The organism is Enterococcus sp. DIV0756 (assembly GCF_051710745.1).
Taxonomy (GTDB): Bacteria; Bacillota; Bacilli; order Lactobacillales; family Enterococcaceae; genus Enterococcus_A.
The window spans coordinates 1,246,182-1,264,360 of the sequence record NZ_JBIOLF010000002.1; the positions used below are offsets into that span (position 1 = coordinate 1,246,182).

The 18,179-nt window shown below is 41.9% G+C and carries 18 protein-coding genes; 13 read left to right on the forward strand and 5 right to left on the reverse strand.

The window, feature by feature from the left end:
- Positions 1–10 precede the first annotated feature (10 nt).
- The 9 genes from IGI44_RS22325 to IGI44_RS22365 all read left to right on the forward strand — a co-directional run bounded on the left by IGI44_RS22325 (position 11) and on the right by IGI44_RS22365 (position 9,935).
- A complete protein-coding gene (locus IGI44_RS22325; protein WP_438790109.1) occupies positions 11–319 on the forward strand; it encodes a PTS sugar transporter subunit IIB in 309 nt (102 codons plus the stop codon).
- A 130-nt stretch (positions 320–449) separates the two neighbouring features.
- Positions 450–1,733, forward strand: coding sequence for a PTS sugar transporter subunit IIC (locus tag IGI44_RS22330; protein ID WP_438790110.1), 1,284 nt, complete (start codon positions 450–452; stop codon positions 1,731–1,733).
- Between the two features lie 12 nt (positions 1,734–1,745).
- Positions 1,746–2,153, forward strand: coding sequence for a tetratricopeptide repeat protein (locus IGI44_RS22335; RefSeq protein ID WP_438790111.1), 408 nt, complete (start codon positions 1,746–1,748; stop codon positions 2,151–2,153).
- Between the two features lie 30 nt (positions 2,154–2,183).
- A complete protein-coding gene (locus tag IGI44_RS22340; RefSeq protein ID WP_438790112.1) occupies positions 2,184–3,050 on the forward strand; it encodes a class II fructose-bisphosphate aldolase in 867 nt (288 codons plus the stop codon).
- Between the two features lies 1 nt (position 3,051).
- Positions 3,052–3,669, forward strand: a complete 618-nt coding sequence (locus tag IGI44_RS22345) for an AAA family ATPase (RefSeq protein WP_438790113.1) — start codon at positions 3,052–3,054, stop codon at positions 3,667–3,669.
- A 172-nt stretch (positions 3,670–3,841) separates the two neighbouring features.
- Positions 3,842–4,840, forward strand: a complete 999-nt coding sequence (locus IGI44_RS22350; protein ID WP_438790114.1) for a LacI family DNA-binding transcriptional regulator — start codon at positions 3,842–3,844, stop codon at positions 4,838–4,840.
- 54 nt (positions 4,841–4,894) lie between these two features.
- Positions 4,895–6,610, forward strand: a complete 1,716-nt coding sequence (locus IGI44_RS22355) for an alpha-glucosidase (protein ID WP_438790115.1) — start codon at positions 4,895–4,897, stop codon at positions 6,608–6,610.
- Positions 6,603–8,465: a glucose PTS transporter subunit IIA gene (locus tag IGI44_RS22360; RefSeq protein ID WP_438790116.1), complete on the forward strand. Its 1,863-nt coding sequence runs from the start codon at positions 6,603–6,605 to the stop codon at positions 8,463–8,465. The genes IGI44_RS22355 and IGI44_RS22360 overlap by 8 nt, the downstream gene beginning before the upstream one ends.
- Before the next feature lie 9 nt (positions 8,466–8,474).
- Positions 8,475–9,935, forward strand: coding sequence for a sucrose-6-phosphate hydrolase (locus tag IGI44_RS22365; RefSeq protein WP_438790117.1), 1,461 nt, complete (start codon positions 8,475–8,477; stop codon positions 9,933–9,935).
- Positions 9,936–9,974: 39 nt separating this feature from the next.
- On the opposite strand, the gene IGI44_RS22370 is transcribed toward IGI44_RS22365, so the two are convergent.
- The 4 genes from IGI44_RS22370 to IGI44_RS22385 all read right to left on the reverse strand — a co-directional run bounded on the left by IGI44_RS22370 (position 9,975) and on the right by IGI44_RS22385 (position 14,276).
- Entirely contained in the window at positions 9,975–12,233 is a 2,259-nt protein-coding gene (locus IGI44_RS22370) for an ATP-binding cassette domain-containing protein (protein WP_438790118.1), read from the reverse strand.
- Positions 12,233–12,658: a MarR family winged helix-turn-helix transcriptional regulator gene (locus tag IGI44_RS22375; RefSeq protein WP_438790119.1), complete on the reverse strand. Its 426-nt coding sequence runs from the start codon at positions 12,656–12,658 to the stop codon at positions 12,233–12,235. Before IGI44_RS22375 ends, IGI44_RS22370 begins: the two co-directional genes overlap by 1 nt.
- A 530-nt stretch (positions 12,659–13,188) precedes the next feature.
- Positions 13,189–13,572, reverse strand: coding sequence for a MerR family transcriptional regulator (locus IGI44_RS22380; RefSeq protein ID WP_438790120.1), 384 nt, complete (start codon positions 13,570–13,572; stop codon positions 13,189–13,191).
- Between the two features lie 53 nt (positions 13,573–13,625).
- Positions 13,626–14,276: a hypothetical protein gene (locus IGI44_RS22385; RefSeq protein ID WP_438790121.1), complete on the reverse strand. Its 651-nt coding sequence runs from the start codon at positions 14,274–14,276 to the stop codon at positions 13,626–13,628.
- Between the two features lie 163 nt (positions 14,277–14,439).
- Between IGI44_RS22385 and IGI44_RS22390 the strand changes: the two genes are divergently transcribed.
- Both IGI44_RS22390 and IGI44_RS22395 read left to right on the forward strand, forming a co-directional pair.
- The gene (locus IGI44_RS22390) at positions 14,440–14,964 is read left to right on the forward strand and encodes a MarR family winged helix-turn-helix transcriptional regulator (protein ID WP_438790122.1); all 525 of its coding nucleotides are present in this window, start codon (positions 14,440–14,442) and stop codon (positions 14,962–14,964) included.
- A 6-nt stretch (positions 14,965–14,970) separates the two neighbouring features.
- The gene (locus IGI44_RS22395) at positions 14,971–15,333 is read left to right on the forward strand and encodes a rhodanese-like domain-containing protein (RefSeq protein WP_438790123.1); all 363 of its coding nucleotides are present in this window, start codon (positions 14,971–14,973) and stop codon (positions 15,331–15,333) included.
- 53 nt (positions 15,334–15,386) lie between these two features.
- Here IGI44_RS22395 and IGI44_RS22400 read toward each other — a convergent pair whose 3' ends face one another.
- Positions 15,387–15,806, reverse strand: a complete 420-nt coding sequence (locus tag IGI44_RS22400; RefSeq protein ID WP_253296075.1) for a hypothetical protein — start codon at positions 15,804–15,806, stop codon at positions 15,387–15,389.
- A 301-nt stretch (positions 15,807–16,107) separates the two neighbouring features.
- On the opposite strand from IGI44_RS22400, the gene IGI44_RS22405 reads away from it, so the two are divergent.
- Both IGI44_RS22405 and IGI44_RS22410 read left to right on the forward strand, forming a co-directional pair.
- Complete coding sequence (locus tag IGI44_RS22405) at positions 16,108–16,989, forward strand: MurR/RpiR family transcriptional regulator (protein ID WP_438790124.1); 882 nt, start codon at positions 16,108–16,110, stop codon at positions 16,987–16,989.
- A 13-nt stretch (positions 16,990–17,002) separates the two neighbouring features.
- Positions 17,003–18,157, forward strand: coding sequence for a nucleotide disphospho-sugar-binding domain-containing protein (locus IGI44_RS22410; protein ID WP_438790125.1), 1,155 nt, complete (start codon positions 17,003–17,005; stop codon positions 18,155–18,157).
- Positions 18,158–18,179 lie beyond the last annotated feature (22 nt).

The window sequence follows — 18,179 nt, forward strand, 5'->3', positions numbered from 1 at the left end:
AGAGAAAAAAATGGCAAAACAAGTATCAATTTTATTCGTATGTGGAGCAGGCTTAGGAAGCAGTTTTGCTGCTCAGATGGCAGCAGAGGATGTGTTGAATGCACACGGTGTTGACGCAAAATTAGATCATGTCGACATTTCGACAGCAGCGTCATCACGCTCCGACATTATTATCACCGCCCAAAATTTCAAGTCGCAATTCGAAAAGTTTTCGATCAATGAAGAACAAACCGCCATCGTTTACCTAAAAAATATCGTGTCAAAACCAGAAATCGAAGAAAAACTGTTACCGATTTTAGAAGCCAAAGGAGCGCTGTAAAAAATTTAAAGGATACCAGTTCTGCTTCTTGCTTTAGCAAGATTAGCAGAATGACATACGGCATGAAAATCGAACTCATTTTTCGGTTTTTGAAAAATGAATTCAATATTATGAATAAGGAGCGAAACAAATGGGAGTAGTTAATTTTATCATCGAGAATATTTTAACACAGGCATCAATCACGATTGCCTTGATCGCGATGCTGGGGCTGTGTTTGCAGAAGAAATCTGCAGGTCAGGTAATTTCAGGAACGTTGAAGACGTTACTTGGCTTTCAGGTACTGAGTGCAGGTTCCAGCATTATTGTCGGCAGCTTGACCTATTTTGGCGAAATTTTTACTGCGGGCTTCCATATGCAGGGAATCATTCCTTCGATCGAAGCGATTAACGGACAAGCAATGAATGAATTAGGCTTGGGGCGCGATATTGCTTTGACGTTTCTAGGTATTTTTATTGTTAATATTTTGATTGCCCGCTTTACGAAATGGAAATACATTTTCTTAACAGGCCAAGCAATTCTTTGGATGGCTACCATGACAACTGTTTTTGGTTACTTTGCCGGCTTAAGAGGGCTTGTTCTGATCGTTGTTGGCAGTATCGTTGGAGCGATCTTTGCGGTAGCGATGCCGGCGATCGCTCAACCGATTATTCGTAAAATCACTGGATCGAACGATATCGCGTTGGGACATTTCTGTACGATCGGTTATATGTTTGAAGCGGGTGTCGCCTACATCTTCGGTGAACGCGGTGAAAACAAGAAATCCATCGAAGATATTAATTTGCCGAAATCCTTTGAATTTTTACAAGACACCTATTTGTCAGTAATGGTCGTGATGGTTCCGTTATACATCATCACTGCTGCTTTTGCTGGTTCAGGTGTCGGTGATCATGGCTCACAGCATTACTTGATGTTTGCTTTCTTACAAGCAATTCAATTTGTCGTGGGTGTCTATGTCTTACTATCGGGTGTTCGTTTGCTATTAGGTGAAATCGTTCCAGCCTTCCGCGGAATCGCGATGAAATTGGTACCAAATGCGATCCCTGCATTGGATTGTCCGGTCTTCTTCCCTTATTCACCGAATGCCGTGATCTTAGGCTTCATCACGACAACGATCGGAACGATTATCGCGATGTTTGTTTTACCAACATTTGGTTTGGCGATGATTCTGCCAGGGATGCTGACCAATTTCTTTGCGGGAGGAACTGCAGGGATTTTCGGAAATGCAGCCGGCGGACGGCGTGGAGCGATCATCGGTGGGATCGTACATGGGTTCTTTATCACGTTATTACCAGCACTTTTAGTAACGATCTTCAATCAAATGGGTTTTGTCAACGCGACAGCAACGGATGTGGATACAGTCGCCGCGGCGTTGTTGTATGCATGGATTCTTAGTCCGATCCTAAAAATGTTTTAAGGAGGATGTGTCATGTTTGGTCTTTTCAAGAAAAAGAAGAAGCCTGAAAAAATAGAGGAAAAAATCGAACTTTCAGTAGAAGAGAAAGAACGCTTAACCAAAGATAATCAGCAGTTGATGGCACAGATAGCTGAGCTGGAGCAAGCAGATTCTGCTGAAGTAAGTGACTTAGCTGGATTATACGAAAAACTCGGTTTGAATGATGCTGAATTGAATCAAGTGGATTCAGCGATTGAACGTTTAGAGAAAAGTTTAGACTACAAACTAACGATCGGCGACGGCTACAAAAAATTAATGAGTCTTTACAACGCGAAACGGGCAGAAGCTGCTCGCAATGGCAATGACGCAGGCATCGATAAATATATGGGGAAAATGGATGACATGCGTCAAATTGCTAAAAAAGTCACCATCAGCAGATAACCAATTAAAAGAAAAGAAGGTAATGGAAAAATGTATAAAACACTAAAGGAAGTTACACAAATAGCCGAAGACTTGAACATGACGATTGGGGCGTTTAATACCCATAATTTGGAAATGCTGCCAGAAATGATTCGCGCAGCAAAAGAGATGGGCTCACCCATCATCATCCAAACCAGCATCGATACCGCAAAGTACATTGGCTATGATGTGATGGTCGCAGTCGTAAAAGAGATCGCCAATACAGAAATGGTAGATGTAGCCTTGCATCTAGACCATGCTAGAGATTTTAATGAGATCAAAGCGGCAATTGACGCAGGCTATTCTAGTGTCATGTACGATGGTTCGCATCTTCCATTTAAAGAAAACATCGCTAAAACAAAGGCAGTGGTAGAGTATGCTCATGCCAACGGTGTTTCTGTCGAAGGGGAGCTGGGAACGATCGGCGGAACAGAGGAAGGAATTTCTGTTGCTGAAAATGACAAGGTTTATACGAAACCAGCAGATGCGGTGGAGTTTGTTAAGCAAACAGACATCGACGCCCTTGCGATCGCTATTGGTACCAATCATGGACAATTTAAATCTAAAACAGAGGTCAATATTCCATTGTTAAAAGAAATCCATGCAGTGGTTGATATTCCATTAGTCATTCATGGCGGTACGGGTGTAAAAGAGGAAGATTACCCAGAATTGATCAATAACGGAATTCGGAAATTCAATGTAGGAACGGAGTTGTTGGTTAACTGGACAAAAGTAGCGAAGGAATCCTTTAGTGAGACCGAAGTAAACAAATCGCTGCGACACAATGTCATTCCTGCCAATCAAGCAGTCAAGGAAATCGTTAAACATAAAATCGGTCTGTTCATGAATGTTGACAGTCCTTTGGCGATGCAAAAATAACATGAAAAAGTATCTGATTTTGATCGCAGGCAGTCCAGCAACGGGAAAATCCTACTTGATCGATGAAATGCGGCGTGTCCTTGGTGATTTCTTCCTGATCACACCAGATGAGGGCAAAGAAATCTTCGCAGATCAGATCGGCTTTGATAATTTAGCTGAGAAGGCGGAACTTGAAAAAAAGGTTTGGATTTTCTACTACAATGTGTTGGCATTGTATATGGATGCAGGAAAACGAATCGTCGTTTCTGAATATCCTTTTAGCGATAAGCAAAAGGAGCAACTGAACGCTTTGGCCGAACAATACGATTATGAACCAATCACGATCCGCTTAGTCGCCGATTTTGAGGTGCTTTGGCAACGCAGAAAGCTGCGTGATGTTGAAGCAGATCGTCATTTGAGCCATATTATGACGCATTATCACTTTGGCGATCAGTTGATTGATCGAAGCCAGGCCGATAATTTGATTACGAAAGAAGCATTTCGAGAGATTATCGAAACACGAAATTATAACAAGTTTCAATTAGGTAGCCTTATTGAGTTTGATGTAACCGATTTTTCAAAAGTCGATTATCAACCATTTTTAAAAGAACTAGCTGAACGAATGGCAGAGAACCGTTGATTATTTCAACGGTTCTTTTATGCAGTTATTTTATTCTAGGTAAAGTCAATGAATACCATAAACATATAAGGAAAGACAGTCATCTATCTTGTTTCTTAACAAATTCATGTTGACAAAGCATGGGAATCATCGTATGCTGTATATGAAATCGATATCATAAGGCGGTGAAATATTGGCAACAATTAAAGATGTCGCAAAAAAAGCAGGCTTATCCGTCTCAACCGTTTCTCGCTATTTGAATCACCATCCCTATATCTCTGAGGATAAACGCAAACGGATTCAAGCGGCGATGGCAGAATTGGATTATACGCCCAGCTCGGTAGCTACTCAACTACGCTCAAAAAAAGGAACGATGATCGGGATCTTAGTTTCACGGATCGCCAATCCATTCTTTTCACACTTAGTTGACGCGATTGAAAAGAATGCCAGATCCCATGGCTATAACGTTTTGGTCATGCAGACCTACGACGATAAGAAGGCGGAGACCAATATGTTGGAGATGCTGAAGCAGCAGGTCATCGCTGGTTTGATTATGTGCTCGATCGAAGGGGATCCGAAAATTGTTGAAGCCTATCGTGAATACGGTCCGATCGTTCTATGTAATGAACAAATTCCGGGATCGGATTTGCCGCAAGTCTTTACGAACCAAGAAGCGGCGAGCTTTGACGCGACTGAATACTTGATCAATCAGGGCTATCAGAAAATCGCCTATTGCACAGGTGGGACGTTGACCCGCGGCGGACACGGAAATTCTCGAACTGAAGGGTTTGAACGGGCGCTGAATACGCACCGGCTGCCAATGAAAATTGATTGGATCTTTAAGCAAGTGCATACGATCGACGATGGCAGGCAGGTAGCCGACAAGCTGCTCTCGCTGCCGCAGGAAAATCGGCCTGATGCGGTATTTACCAGCAGTGATGAAGTTGCTAGCGGTATATTGGAAAGCTATTTAGCAGCTGGCAAGAAAATACCCGAGGACTTAGCGATTATGGGCTTTGATAATCAGCCGTTTACGAGTATGTTGGCGGTTCCGTTAACGACTATCGCACAGCCAGTTGAAGCGTTAGGGCGAGAGTCAACGAATTGGTTGATTGCTCGAATGGAAGAAAAGGATTATCAACTAGATACTTCTGAGTTAGAACTACAATTGATTAAACGAAAATCTGCTTAAGCGGATTTTTCTTAAAAGAAATGTGGTATCGATACCACAAAAGGAGAACTTATTATGGAAATGATTTTAAAGGAAAAACAGTTATTGGAGGAGGAACAGAATTTTTGGAAAGAGGAAGTCGTTTATCAGGTGTATCCTAAAAGCTTTTACGATTGTGACGGCGATGGGATTGGTGACATTAAGGGAATCACCCAGAAGCTGGACTATCTAGCGGAACTGGGAGTGACGATGCTATGGATTTGTCCAATTTTTACCTCGCCAATGGTTGATAATGGGTACGATATAGCCGATTATAAAGGTATACAAGCAGAATTCGGTACGATGGAGGATCTGACTGAGCTGATCGAAGCAGCAAAAGCCAAAGGCATCAAGATAATCCTTGATTTGGTTGTGAATCATTCTTCTGATGAGCACGCATGGTTCCAAGCCGCTTTGGCAGATACTGAAAGTCCTTATCGCAACTACTATATTTTCAAGTCAGGTGAGGCGGGGAATCCGCCGAATAATTGGCGATCGATCTTCGGCGGCAGTGTTTGGGAGCCAGTGCCAAATGAAACCGATATGTATTATTTCCATACTTTTGATAAGAAGCAACCGGACTTAAACTGGGAAAATCCGGCGCTGAGACAAGAAATCTATGAAATGATCAATTGGTGGTTAGAGCAGGGAATCGCAGGTTTTCGGATCGATTCTATTACATTTATTAAAAAAGATCAGGATTATGGCAATGTCGAACCAGACGGCAGCGATGGCTTAGGCAGCGTAAAACACAAAACAAGAAATCGTCCTGGAATTGAAAAATTCCTAGCAGAATTAAATCGTGAAACTTTTCAAAAATATGACTGTGTCAGTGTCGGTGAAGCGCCGGGTGTCCCTTATGATCAATATGATCAATATATTGGTAAGGACGGCTATTTCAATATGATCTTTGATTTCCATTATGCGGATATTGATGTGGAAAACGGCAGTGAATGGTTCCGTCAGACCAACTGGCAGCCGCAGGATTTGAAGGAATTATTGTTCAAAAGTCAAACAGCGATTCAAAATAGTGGATGGGGAGCAAACTTTTTAGAAAACCATGACCAGCCCCGTTCATTATCAAAATACATTACTGATGAAACGTATCAAAATGAGATTGGGGCAAAAGCTTTGGCGACCTTGTTTTTCTTTCTGCGAGGCACCCCTTTTATCTATCAAGGACAGGAAATCGGAATGAAGAATTTTCAACGAACAACAATCGATGATTTCAACGATGTGTCTAGTATCGATAATTACCATCGTTCGATTATGGAGGGTTTTTCCGAAGAGGAGGCCATGAATTTTGTGAATCATCGTTCTAGAGATAATACGCGTACGCCGTTTCAGTGGGACGCTTCAGAAAATGCTGGCTTTAGTCCATCGAACAACGCGTGGTTGAAGCTGACCGGCGATCAAACCGAAGTGAATGCGGCGGATCAGGTACAGCGCCCCGAGTCAATCTTTTCCTTTTATCAACAAATGATTCAATTGCGAAACCGTTCAGTCTATCGTAATACATTGATCTATGGCCAATTTACTCCATTGGAAACCGCCGATGCTGTTATTGGTTACGAGCGATCAGGAGAAGAAACGCTTCAGATTTTTGTCAATCTAAGCAATCAAGAGCAGAAAATCGAGGCCGCAGGTGAAGTACTATTGAACAATTATCATGAATTGACAAAACAACATGACGCACAAATCTTAAAACCTTACCAAGCCGTTGTAATCAGAAAGGGTGGTAATCATGACTAAAACAAACTATCAAGAAATCGCTGAAAAACTTGTCGCAGTCGTAGGAGAAGATAATATCGTCTCCGCGACGCACTGCGCGACCCGACTACGCCTGCAAGTAAAGGATCGTAAAGCCATTGATGACAGTCAAGTAGAGCAGGCGGAAGAGGTCAAAGGAGTTTTCTATAATGCGGGCCAATATCAAATTATTTTAGGTACAGGGATTGTCAATAAGGTCTATGCTGCGCTGCAAAAAACCTACGCTTTCAATGAAGTATCAAAGGATCAGATGGCAAAAGACGAAGCTTCGCCGTTGCAACGAGCTGTTCGGAATATTGCCGATATCTTTGTTCCAATCATCCCGATTCTGGGAGCGACAGGTCTCTTCTTAGGGCTAAAGGGCGTGCTCTTCAATGAAACCGTTCTTCGTGCAATGGGACTGACGCCGAATAGTATTCCCGAATGGTTGAGTGCGTCAGTGACGGTTTTAACCGATACGGCTTTCGGCTTTTTAACCGCTTTTATCTGCTGGTCTGCGTTTAAGAAATTAGGCGGATTACCAATCATCGGCTTTTTGATCGGGTTGATGCTGGTTTCTCCGGCTCTACCAAATGCTTATGCAGTAGCAGGTGGAACCGCTGAACCAATTATGGCTTTCGGAATAATTCCGTTAGTCGGTTACCAAGGTTCAATCCTGACTGCGCTGATCACTGGGATGATCGGGGCCACGCTTGAGAAGAAATTACGGAAAATCATGCCCAATGCGATGGATTTGATTTTTACACCGTTTGTCGTAATCCTTGTGTCTGTCTTTGTTGCCTTGTTCGTATTAGGTCCGATTGTACATGCGTTTGAAGGACAAGCGATAAAAGTCATCGAAATGTTCCTGCACTTGCCATTGGGGCTTGGCGGCCTGATCATTGGTTTCTTATATCCGATTGCGGTCATGACAGGGATGCATCATATGTTCATCATGATCGAAACCTCCTTGATCGCCACCACGGGCTTTAATCCTTTAATCACCGTTTGTGCGATGTATGGTTTTGCCAATGCGGCAGTTTGTTTGGCAATTGCGTTAAGAACGCGTAATGCTTCTGTGAAAACGGCTGGAATTTCGGCCACAGTCACGCAACTCTTGGGTGTCAGTGAACCGGCATTGTTCGGTGTGGTGATGCGGACAGGAATGAAAGCGATCTTAGTCATGTTAGGAAGTTCCGCAGTCGGCGGCATGGTGCTTTCCTTGTTAGGAATTCAAGCCAATAGCTATGGATTAGCAGTTCTGTTGTCTCCGTTGATGTATATCTATGAGCCGTATCAAGTCATCACGTATGTAATAGTAGGCATCGGAACCTTCATTCTGGCTTTTGCTTTAACGAACTTCTTCGTGATCAAAAAAGAAACGAACACTATTTCTGCAAAAGCACAAGGAAAAAAGACAACTGATAAAGTCTACTCACCGATTGAAGGCGAAATTATTCCGATTTCGGAGGTAAACGATCAGGTTTTTGCCAGCAAAATGATGGGCGAAGGTTTTGCTGTATTGCCAAGTAACGGCACAATCAAAGCCCCAATATCTGGTGTGGTGAAAATGATTGCTCCTACAAAACATGCGATTGGCATCGTAACGGATGACGGTTTGGAGCTCCTGCTGCATTTAGGCATCGATACGGTAGAGCTAAATGGGGAACCTTTCAGCTTGAAGATTAAGGAAGGACAATCGCTGCAACAAGGACAGGTCATTGGCACGATTGATCTAGACTTGATCGAAGCCAAAGGCAAAGACGCAACTGTCATGGTGATCATCACTGATTCAAAAGAGGCGATCTCAGGCTTGGAATACAATCAGGATTATGTCTCGCCGATTTTAGGATCATAGGTGAAGGCGATGGAATGGACCCAAGAAAACCGCTATCGCCCGTATCATGAATGGTCAGACGAACAGGTGAAGGAATTAAAAACAAAGGTTGTCGCTTCGTGTTGGCGATTAAACTATCACATTCAACCAGAAACCGGATTACTAAATGATCCCAATGGATTCAGCTATTTTAATGGGAAATGGCATTTATTTTATCAGTCGTTTCCCTTTGGCGCCACTCACGGTCTAAAATCCTGGTTCCACATCAGCTCAAAGGACTTGATTCACTGGGAATCGGAAGGGCTCGCGTTAGAACCGGATTCTGACTATGATTCTCATGGTGTTTATTCCGGAAGTGCGTTGCCAGTAGAGGAGAAACTCTTTTTAGCCTATACCGGAAATGTCAGAGATGAGGCTTGGGAGCGGCATAGCTATCAATTGAGCGCTTGGATGAACCGCGAAGGAACTATTGATAAAGTAGAAATACCGATGATCCCAGAACCACCAAGCGGCTACACCGCACATTTTCGCGACCCGCAAATCATCCGTTACAGAGATGTATATCTCATGGTGATCGGGGGAAAAACAATCGATGAACGAGGACACGTACTCGTTTATCGAAGTAAAAACTTAGTCGATTGGACTTACCTCGGACCACTAGAGCTTAATCAAAATCTTGGCTTTATGGTGGAATGTCCTAATTTGCTTTTCATTAATGGCAAGGTAGTCCTGCTGCTATGTCCACAGGGCTTAGATAAGAGTGTACTCGAATATCAAAATGTTTATCCGAACACTTACGTTTTGGCAGAGGACTATCTAATAGAAGGAAATTACCTGAAGAATTCCACTCAGCAGCAATTATTAGACGAGGGCTTTGACCTCTATGCCACTCAAGCAATCATGGCGCCTGATGGTCGCTGCTTAAGTGTCGGCTGGATCGGATTACCGGAAATGGACTATCCCACATTTGATGAGGGCTGGGCACACAGTTTGAGTTTAGTCAAAGAGCTTACCCTAAAAAAGGGAAAGCTTTATCAATATCCTGTTTGTGAGACGAAACTATTAAGAAAAGCCAGAGAAGATTTTGTTTTAGAACCGACGAAACAGCTGCGAAAGTCGACCAATAATTGTTATGAACTACAGCTAACAATTCCTGAAAATTGTCGTGGTCAGATTCAGCTGTTTTCAGATAAGACAAGCAGCTATGCGTTAACTTTGAGCTACGATACTGAAAAAGGAATGATTCAGTTGAATCGCAGTAAAACTCACTATCCGTTGAATCCAGCCTTCGGGGAAATCCGAGAAAGTCTGATAGCTCTGGGTGAAGCGGTGAAGCTCTCTATTTTCATAGACCAATCGACCTGCGAAATTTTTATTAACCAAGGGGAGAAAGTTTTGACTGCGAATTATTATCCAGTCGAGAATCAGAGGGAGCTAGTAATCGAAGGTACTAAGAATATCCACATAATCTACTACTCATTAGAAAAATAAAACAAGCGATGGTTGAGTGAGTTCAATCATCGCTTGTTTTTAGTTTTCAATAAATTTTTTTAAATGCTTGGCGGTATAAGATTTCTTACACTTTAAAAGCGCTGATAAATAGCCCTGAAACAGAATTTCACCGCCGTTCATGCCTCCATGTGGTCCCAGATCAATAACCCAATCTGCTTGACTAATCATCGATAAATTATGTTCCAAGACGATCAGGGTCTTGCCATTTTCTTTTAACTTGTCTAACAGCTTGAGTAAACTTTTAATATCACTTTCATGCAAGCCAGTACTAGGTTCGTCCAAGATAAAAATTGCTGAGTCTAGCGAATCCTTATGCAGTAGCATCGATGCGAGTTTTAAACGTTGTCGTTCCCCACCTGATAAAGTATCTAGACTTTGTCCTAAGGTAAGATAGGCCAAATTTGCTTCAATTAAGACCATTAGCTTATTCCTGATTTCTGGAAGAGCGAGTAGTTGATGGGCTTGCGCGACCGTCAGTTGAAAAAGTTCATTAATCCTAAAGCCCTTCCAGCTATAGGACAACGCTTCTTCATTATATCTCTTTCCATGACATTTTTCGCATTCTTGTCGAACATCCCCCATGTAAGCTAAGTCATAGTTGATATACCCTTTGCCCTTGCATTCAGGACAAGCACCGGCGCCGTTGAAGGTAAATAGAGAAGCTGGTTTTCCCGAAATTTTGGCATATTTTTGCCGGATAACATCAAGCATTCCAAGGTAAGTCAATAAATTTGAACGATTGCTTCCACGGATAGGCGTCTGATCGAAAGCAATTGCTTCTGGATATTTTTCCATAAAAAGTTTTCGAATCAAGGTACTTTTGCCAGAGCCTGCTAAACCAGAAACTACCGTTAATGCACCTTTAGGAAGCCGGACTGATTGTTTCTTAATGTTGAAGGCACTGACATTTTCCAAGGTATAAAACGCTGAATACTCTTTCTCTTGCAAGTTAAGCTGGTGAGGTTCATTTAAAGATTTTGCAGTCAATGTGTCGCTAGTTAAAAAGTCGGCGTAGCTTCCTTGATAGGTAATTTGACCGCCTCTTGCACCTGCGCCAGGCCCTAAATCAATAATGAAATCGGCTAGCTTGATAATATCTGGATCATGATCGACCAAGACGACAGTATTACCTTTTTCTTTTAAACGTGAAAAAATCTTGTTAATTCCAATAATATCTTCAGGATGTAGACCAACACTGGGTTCATCGAAAATATATAACACATTGGCGAGTGAACTATTTAGGTGCTTCGTCATTTTTAGTCTTTGGGATTCGCCACCGGAAAGAGTACTGGTGGTTCTTCCAAGTGTTAAATAGTCTAAGCCCACAGCTATCATTGTTCTCAATCGATTCTTCAGATCAATTAAAATCGTTTCTACTTGCCTATTGGTGATCGTATCTAAAAAGGCAAGTAAATCTTGGATCGGCATGTTAACACAATCCGCGATGGATAAATCGTTGATCTTCGCTGAGCGCACGAGGGGATTGACGCGCGAGCCTTGGCATTCTGGACAGGGGATCGTAGTAGTCACACGCGCACTGTCTTTTTGATAGTGCTTCGCGCCTTTTTCGATCACTGTCTTTTGAATGCGTTCGATGATACCGGTATAGAGACCGGTTTTTGGGAATTTTTCCGTTGGGTTTTCCGGGCGGCTGCCCTTATCATAGAGCAGCTTATCCAGTTCAGCTTGAGAGTAGTCCCTAATCTTCTTCTGATTGTCGAAATATCCGGATTCCGTATAACGCGTCAAGCGCCAGCCACCGGGTTGAAAGGTAGGAAAGAGGATGGCACCTTCTGCGAGCGAACGATCAAAATCGATCAACTGATGAAGATCAAAGGTCAGGCTTTCGCCAGTTCCCTGACAATTAGGGCACATACCTGCCGGATGATTAAATGAATAGGTCATCGAGTAGCCGATGAAGGGCTGAGCAATCCGTGAATAGAGCAGGCGTAAAGAAGTGTAAATATCCGAAACCGTGCCTACCGTAGAGCGGATATTTCCGCCGATCTTTTTCTGATCGATCACGATCGAGACCGGAAGATTTTCTATTTTATCTACGAGTGGGCGTTCATAGTGGGGAAGCATCTGCTGAATATAGCTTGAGTAGGTTTCGTTCAGTAGGCGTTGAGACTCGGCGGCCAACGTATCGAAAACCAAAGAAGACTTTCCTGAGCCAGACAGACCCGTCACGACCGTGATTTTTCCTTTTGGGATAGCGACAGAGATATTTTTCAGGTTATTACTTCTAGCACCGTGAATCGTTATCGTCTTCGTCATTACCTTCGCATCCTTTCTTCTTCAAGAGCAAGGATCAGTTTATTTGCTAATTGGGTAAAAAGCTGCTGTTCTTTTGAAGAGAAATTCTGAGCGGCAGTTTTGCTGAGGAATGTGTGACCAGCGTCAATCGTTCGAAGAAATTCCAGACCTGTTTCAGTCAGGCTGGTTAATAACCCCCGTCCATCTTCTTGACTGATTGCTTGTGCAACGTAGTTTTTTTGCTTTAATTCCTTAATGGCCTTGGAAAACTTTGACGGACGAATGTGCAACTGTTCGGACAATTGGGAAGGGGAGGCAGGCCCTTTTTGCCGCAGCAAATTCAAAATATCGTATTGCAGCCAGGAAAGTCCGTTGGGATTGACTAGATTTCGTTCAGCAACCAGCTCACATTGCAACTGGATCAACGCAGATTCTAAATCGGACATGATGATCACCTCGAATAGTTTCTATTTGGAAATTATATCTGATTTAAAACTAATTATCAAATGAAAAGACAAAATGATTAATTTGCTTGTTGGTTGTAAGGGAGAGAGTACAGGATCTGTCATGGATTTTTTGGTTGGTTGATACACTATGAGGTTTTCAGGTGAAAATTGATGAGCAAGGGCGCATTTGTTTTAGAAGATCGGATAATCTCTGCTGCCTGTGATGGAGAGAGATTCCCTGACTCCAGTAGGTATTGAAATAACCGAGAGCATCGAGGATATCGTTGCCAAAGCTGCGGAGAAGAATCTGGCATCTGGTCTTGAAAATGCGAGTATTTCTAAAGATGTTTACAAAGGTGGCAAATGGAGGATAGAATCAGTTAATGATTTGAGCTATATCAAGAAATAGCAAAATCATCATTGGTTTAAATATCTGATGATAGAATCAAGAGCAAACTAAAAAGGGCACTACAAATGACAAACGAGATTTCGACTCCTTTGAAATAGGAAGAGCCGAAATCTCGCTTGTATTATTCAAAAGTTTTCTTTACTGCTGTTTCATGTTGTTGGGTATATTTATCAATTTTACGGTCGATCTTATCCAAATAGGCTTGGGTTTGTGCCAATTGTTTCTCAACTTCTTTTTTATGCTCAGTAAAAAAATCAAGTCGTTTTTCATAGGTTGGATCGCCATCCATTGACCATTCGACAAATTTTTTGATCTCGCTTAATTGCATCCCGGTATTTTTTAAACAAGTGATAATTGATAGAAATGCCAAATCCTCCTCTTTAAAGTGGCGGCGACCATTTTTATCGCGAGCCACAAATGGCAACAATCCCTTTTGATCATAAAATCGTAGCGTATAGGTACTGAGTCCGGTCTTTTTTGAAATATCACTGATTTTGTAGCCCATCTTTATCCTCCTACTTGAGTCGTTCTTTTCTTATTTTACCAGATGAGCACCAATTACGAGCGCCAACATTTCAGAAGCGCTTGAATTTCTGGATTCGCGATTTTTTGTATTAGCCTGTCAAATTCAACATCCGTTGGGCAAATGTCCAAATCTTCGAGAGACGTTGGTGAGTGGAGTGCATGGAAAAAATGTTCCATTGCATGAATTCCCTTCAAAGCCGTTTCTTTTTGACAGCTGCTGGGATCGACAGCTAGGACATTCTCAGCGAATAAGGCAAAACGATCAAGCTGATCCCGATAAATAGAGCGTGCCCAAGTTGGCCAAGCGATGCTTAAAGCGGCTGTTTTAGAAAGACCCAAAGACTGACTAAGCTCATGCGTCATTTTTTGAAGAGGGGCGTTGTGAACAGATCGTAATTGAGGTGAGTATCCGACCATATCCAAAACGGACAGGGGGTCTAATTGGCTTACCTGATTAAGCCGTACCTTTAAAGTCGTGTCCATCAGCTCGCGAAGTAACGCTTCAGTTAGTCGGTCAGTGATCGCAGTATGTTGATTACTTGTCAGATAAACAGTCGTCAACTGTAAAATAAGCTGGACATTATTTGAAAGGAAATGTTCCTTCGCACTATTGATAGAGTTAATAGTAAAAGTTTTTCTTAAAGAATCTTCTTCGGTTTGTGGGTGATGCAAAGATAGGTCCATTGAAAACACTCCTTTTTCTTTTGTATAGATTCAGCTTAGTACTTCGAGTGCACTGTAAGTCAATAGGAAAACGAAAATAAATGAAACTGAGTTTTTTACATTTGCGGAAAAAGCGATATACTTAATTTAGTTAGCCGGCTAATTATATTTCAAGGAGATGCTTATGGAGAATTTTACTTTCAATGATCGTCCAGATAATCAACGGATTCAATTAACGATTGATCAATATGCGAAACAATCGGATTCGATCATTGCTTCATTGTTTTTGGATTTTCAGTGGACGTATCGTGAAATGCAAAAGGCTTATGATGCCGTTTTGGAGCAGTATGGACTTTCAGAATCAAAATTCATTATTTTGATGTTTTTGGAGCGCGCCGAAAAACATTCGCTGATGCCATCGGAATTGGCAGAAAAACTGGGAGCCTCTAGAGCAACGATCACCAAACTGGTCAATAATATGGAGCGGGATCAGCTGATTCGTAAAGTTCCGTCTGCATTAGATAAGCGCGCAGTCCAAGTCCAGATGACAGAAGCAGGAGAGAAGTTGTTAGCGAAATTTCTGCCGAGAAATTTCGAAGTGACGAAAACCTTGCTGGATCAATTGAAGCAAGATGAAATTGAACAATTTTTTTATCTATTGGATAAGATCAAGCAGGGAACTGCCAATTTAAACAAAGAAATGGAGTAATTGAACATGAATGAAAAGAAAATTGAATTATTGGAAACCTATTTAAGCTTATACATCAACCACTTCGTCGTCCTAGAAAATATGGATAAGGAAGACTCTAAATATGTGGTTTTAGATGTTCGCAATGCGCCTGCACAGGTCAAAAAGGATCAAATCAAAGGCGCAATCGCCATGCCTGCTAAAGATTTAGCTAATCATTTAGCCGAATTAGATAAGGAAAAAACTTATGTAGTTTACGATTGGACAAGCGGTACAACTTTAGGAAAAACCGCTCTGTTAATCCTTCTATCAAACGGATTTGAAGCGTATGAATTAGCAGGAGCGCTTGAAGGCTGGAAGGGTATGAATTTACCAATCGAGGCACTATAGTTTCTAATTAAAAATCCCTTCAATCAACGGATGCTGATTGAAAGGATTTTTTTCTAACTCGCAGATTGTTCTTGTTTCATCTGATTCAAAGCTAAGAAATAATCGGGATAGGTCCAGCCGTTTCGAGGTTGGAATTTGACTATTTTTTCGGCATCCATTTGTTCGATCATTTGCAGCTGTTTCAACAATCTTCGCTCATCTAACTGTGCATAGGCGTAGGGATCGATAAATGAAACAAAATAAAATCTTAGTTTTAAGCGATTTAAGTATTGAAGTTGATGCATGAGCGGGAGACTTAGTAGCAGAATATCCCCAGACAGCTCTTGAATCACTTCTTCGTCAAAGGTCACGACCTCCACTTGGATGGCGAGACCTTCTTTTTCTATGCGTTCGTTCAATCGCGAGACGAGTCTATCGGTAATACTATTGCTGCTTTTTTCTTTAAGGATCGTCAGCTTATTTAGTTTGGCCATTTTCGTTCATCCTTTCCGATGGAATGAAAAATTTGTGTCAGACAATTTCACCACGAATTTACCATAATACCTCGAGTCCACTGGAAGTCAATCAAAACGCAGGAGAAAATTTTATTTGCTCAACATTCTACTGAGTTTTGAAGCCGACTGCGAACAATAAAGCTATCTGTGTTCTTTGAATTCATCATAGCAGCTGATACAATGACTTTAAATACATCTGGAACAAACGGAAACAGCGTTCCAAAAATGAGCAAATCTATGTAAACAATTTTGAAATGCTGTTTCACAGAAGAAGGAGGGAATGACAATCCTTTTACAAGAAAAGCTAGAAACGTACCCCTTTACCAATAGTGAGCAACCTGTAATCAAATATTTAGTTGAACAACAGCGCAATATTCAACATCAAACGACTGCCGAGATTGCGGCTGCGACGTATTCCTCGAAATCCACGCTTGTCCGAATCGCAAAAAAGTTGAATTATTCCGGCTGGACAGCTTTTAAAACTGCCTACATCAAGGAGCTGGACTATTTAGACAGAAAGATTTCTTGTATTGATGCGAATTATCCGTTCACTGAAAAAGATTCGCTGCTGTCGATCGCCAATAAAATTGCTCGCTTAGAAATGGAATCGATAGAGGATACGCTTTCTCTAATTACTCATGATGATTTGCGCAAAGTAGTAAACATCATTTCGAAGACTTCTTCCGTTCATCTTTTTGCCGCTAGCAACAATCTGCTGGTTGCCCAAGAATTTTCCCATCAAATGAGTCGCATTGGGAAAACCGTACAGATCCATGCACTTCACGATGAAATCTTCTTTAATGCTTTTCTGGCAAAATCCGATTCCTGCGCGCTAATCATTACTTATTCAGGTGAAAATGAGAGCCTTCTGCGAGTCACCGAGTTGTTGACGGAAAAAAGAATCCCGCTGATCACCATCACCAGCATTGGCGAGAATTCCACCTCGCGTCAAGCAGATGTGGTCCTGAGATTATGTACACGGGAAAAACTGTATTCAAAAATATCCACTTTTTCTACAGATGCGGCGATCAATTATCTTTTGAATGTGATTTATTCTTGTGTTTTCGCTTTGGATTATGATCGGAATGTGGAACTGAAAATTTCTGCATCTAGAAGATTAGAAAAAAATCGTTCATCCGACTCGACAATTTTAAGAGAATAGGAGGAAAAGCTCTATGTCAAAAATTTTGATGGTCAATCTACCGTACGCGGGACATACGAATCCAACACTGCCGTTGACCAAGTGTTTGGTGGAACGCGGACATGAAGTCGGTTATATTCACGCACCAGAGTGGCGCGATAAAATTGAGAAAACCGGAGCGAACTTTATTCCTTATCCTGACTACCCAGTCGGTTTGTCTGAGCAGCAAAAGAAACGCAGGTGTTTTCTAGCTGCTTTTCAAACAGTGATGGCTGTCGGAAAAAACTATGATCTCTTGATTTATGAGATGCTGTTTTTTCCAGCCAAGCGACTAGCAGATCGTCTAGGGATTCCCAGTATTCGCCAATTTTCGCAACCAGCCTGGAACCATGAAGCCTTTCAGAGCTTATCTGGCTCGTCAAAAATGTTCCTGCTTTCAAGCCGATTGATTGGTAAACAGCTAATGAATTCTTCCGCCGCACGAGCAATGAAGATGGAAGAATTAAAAATGGTTGATTCTGTCATAAATGATGTGCCAGAACTTAATATTGTTTACTTGCCCGATTTTTTTCAGCCTATGCGCTCGACCTTTGATCAGCGTTTTATCTTTGTATCGCCAGCGGTTGTTTCACATCAGCCAAGTGATGTTTCTATTCCTTTTGATCAAATGACCGGCCCGATCATTTATATTTCTCTAGGAACGATCATCAGCAGCAAGAGATTTTATCGAAAATGTATCGCAGCCTTCAAAAATAAAGCCGTTTCGGTGATCCTTTCCACTGGAAAAGTCGATCCGCAGACATTAGGCAAATTGCCGGCGAACATTTATGCCTATCCCTTTGTTCCTCAATTAGAGGTGTTGAAAAAAAGCGCTTTGTTCATCACTCACGGCGGTATGAATAGCGTTTGTGAGGCGATGACCTATGGCGTACCAATGCTTGTTTTACCTGTATTGAATGATCAGCCGATTAATGCCGCTCAGGTTACGGCCTTAAAAATCGGAAAACGGTTGAATTTCTTACGAGTATCAGCGAAAGAGCTGTCAGCTGAAGCTTTTGGGATTTTGAGCGATGATGAAATCCAAAAACAGTGTTTAGTTATTCAAAAGAAGTTGCAGCTCAGTATGAAAAGCTCGGATGCAGCAGCTGCGGTTGAGAAATATCTCTCAAAAAAACCTCCGATCAATTAAATCGATTGATCGGAGGTGGGTT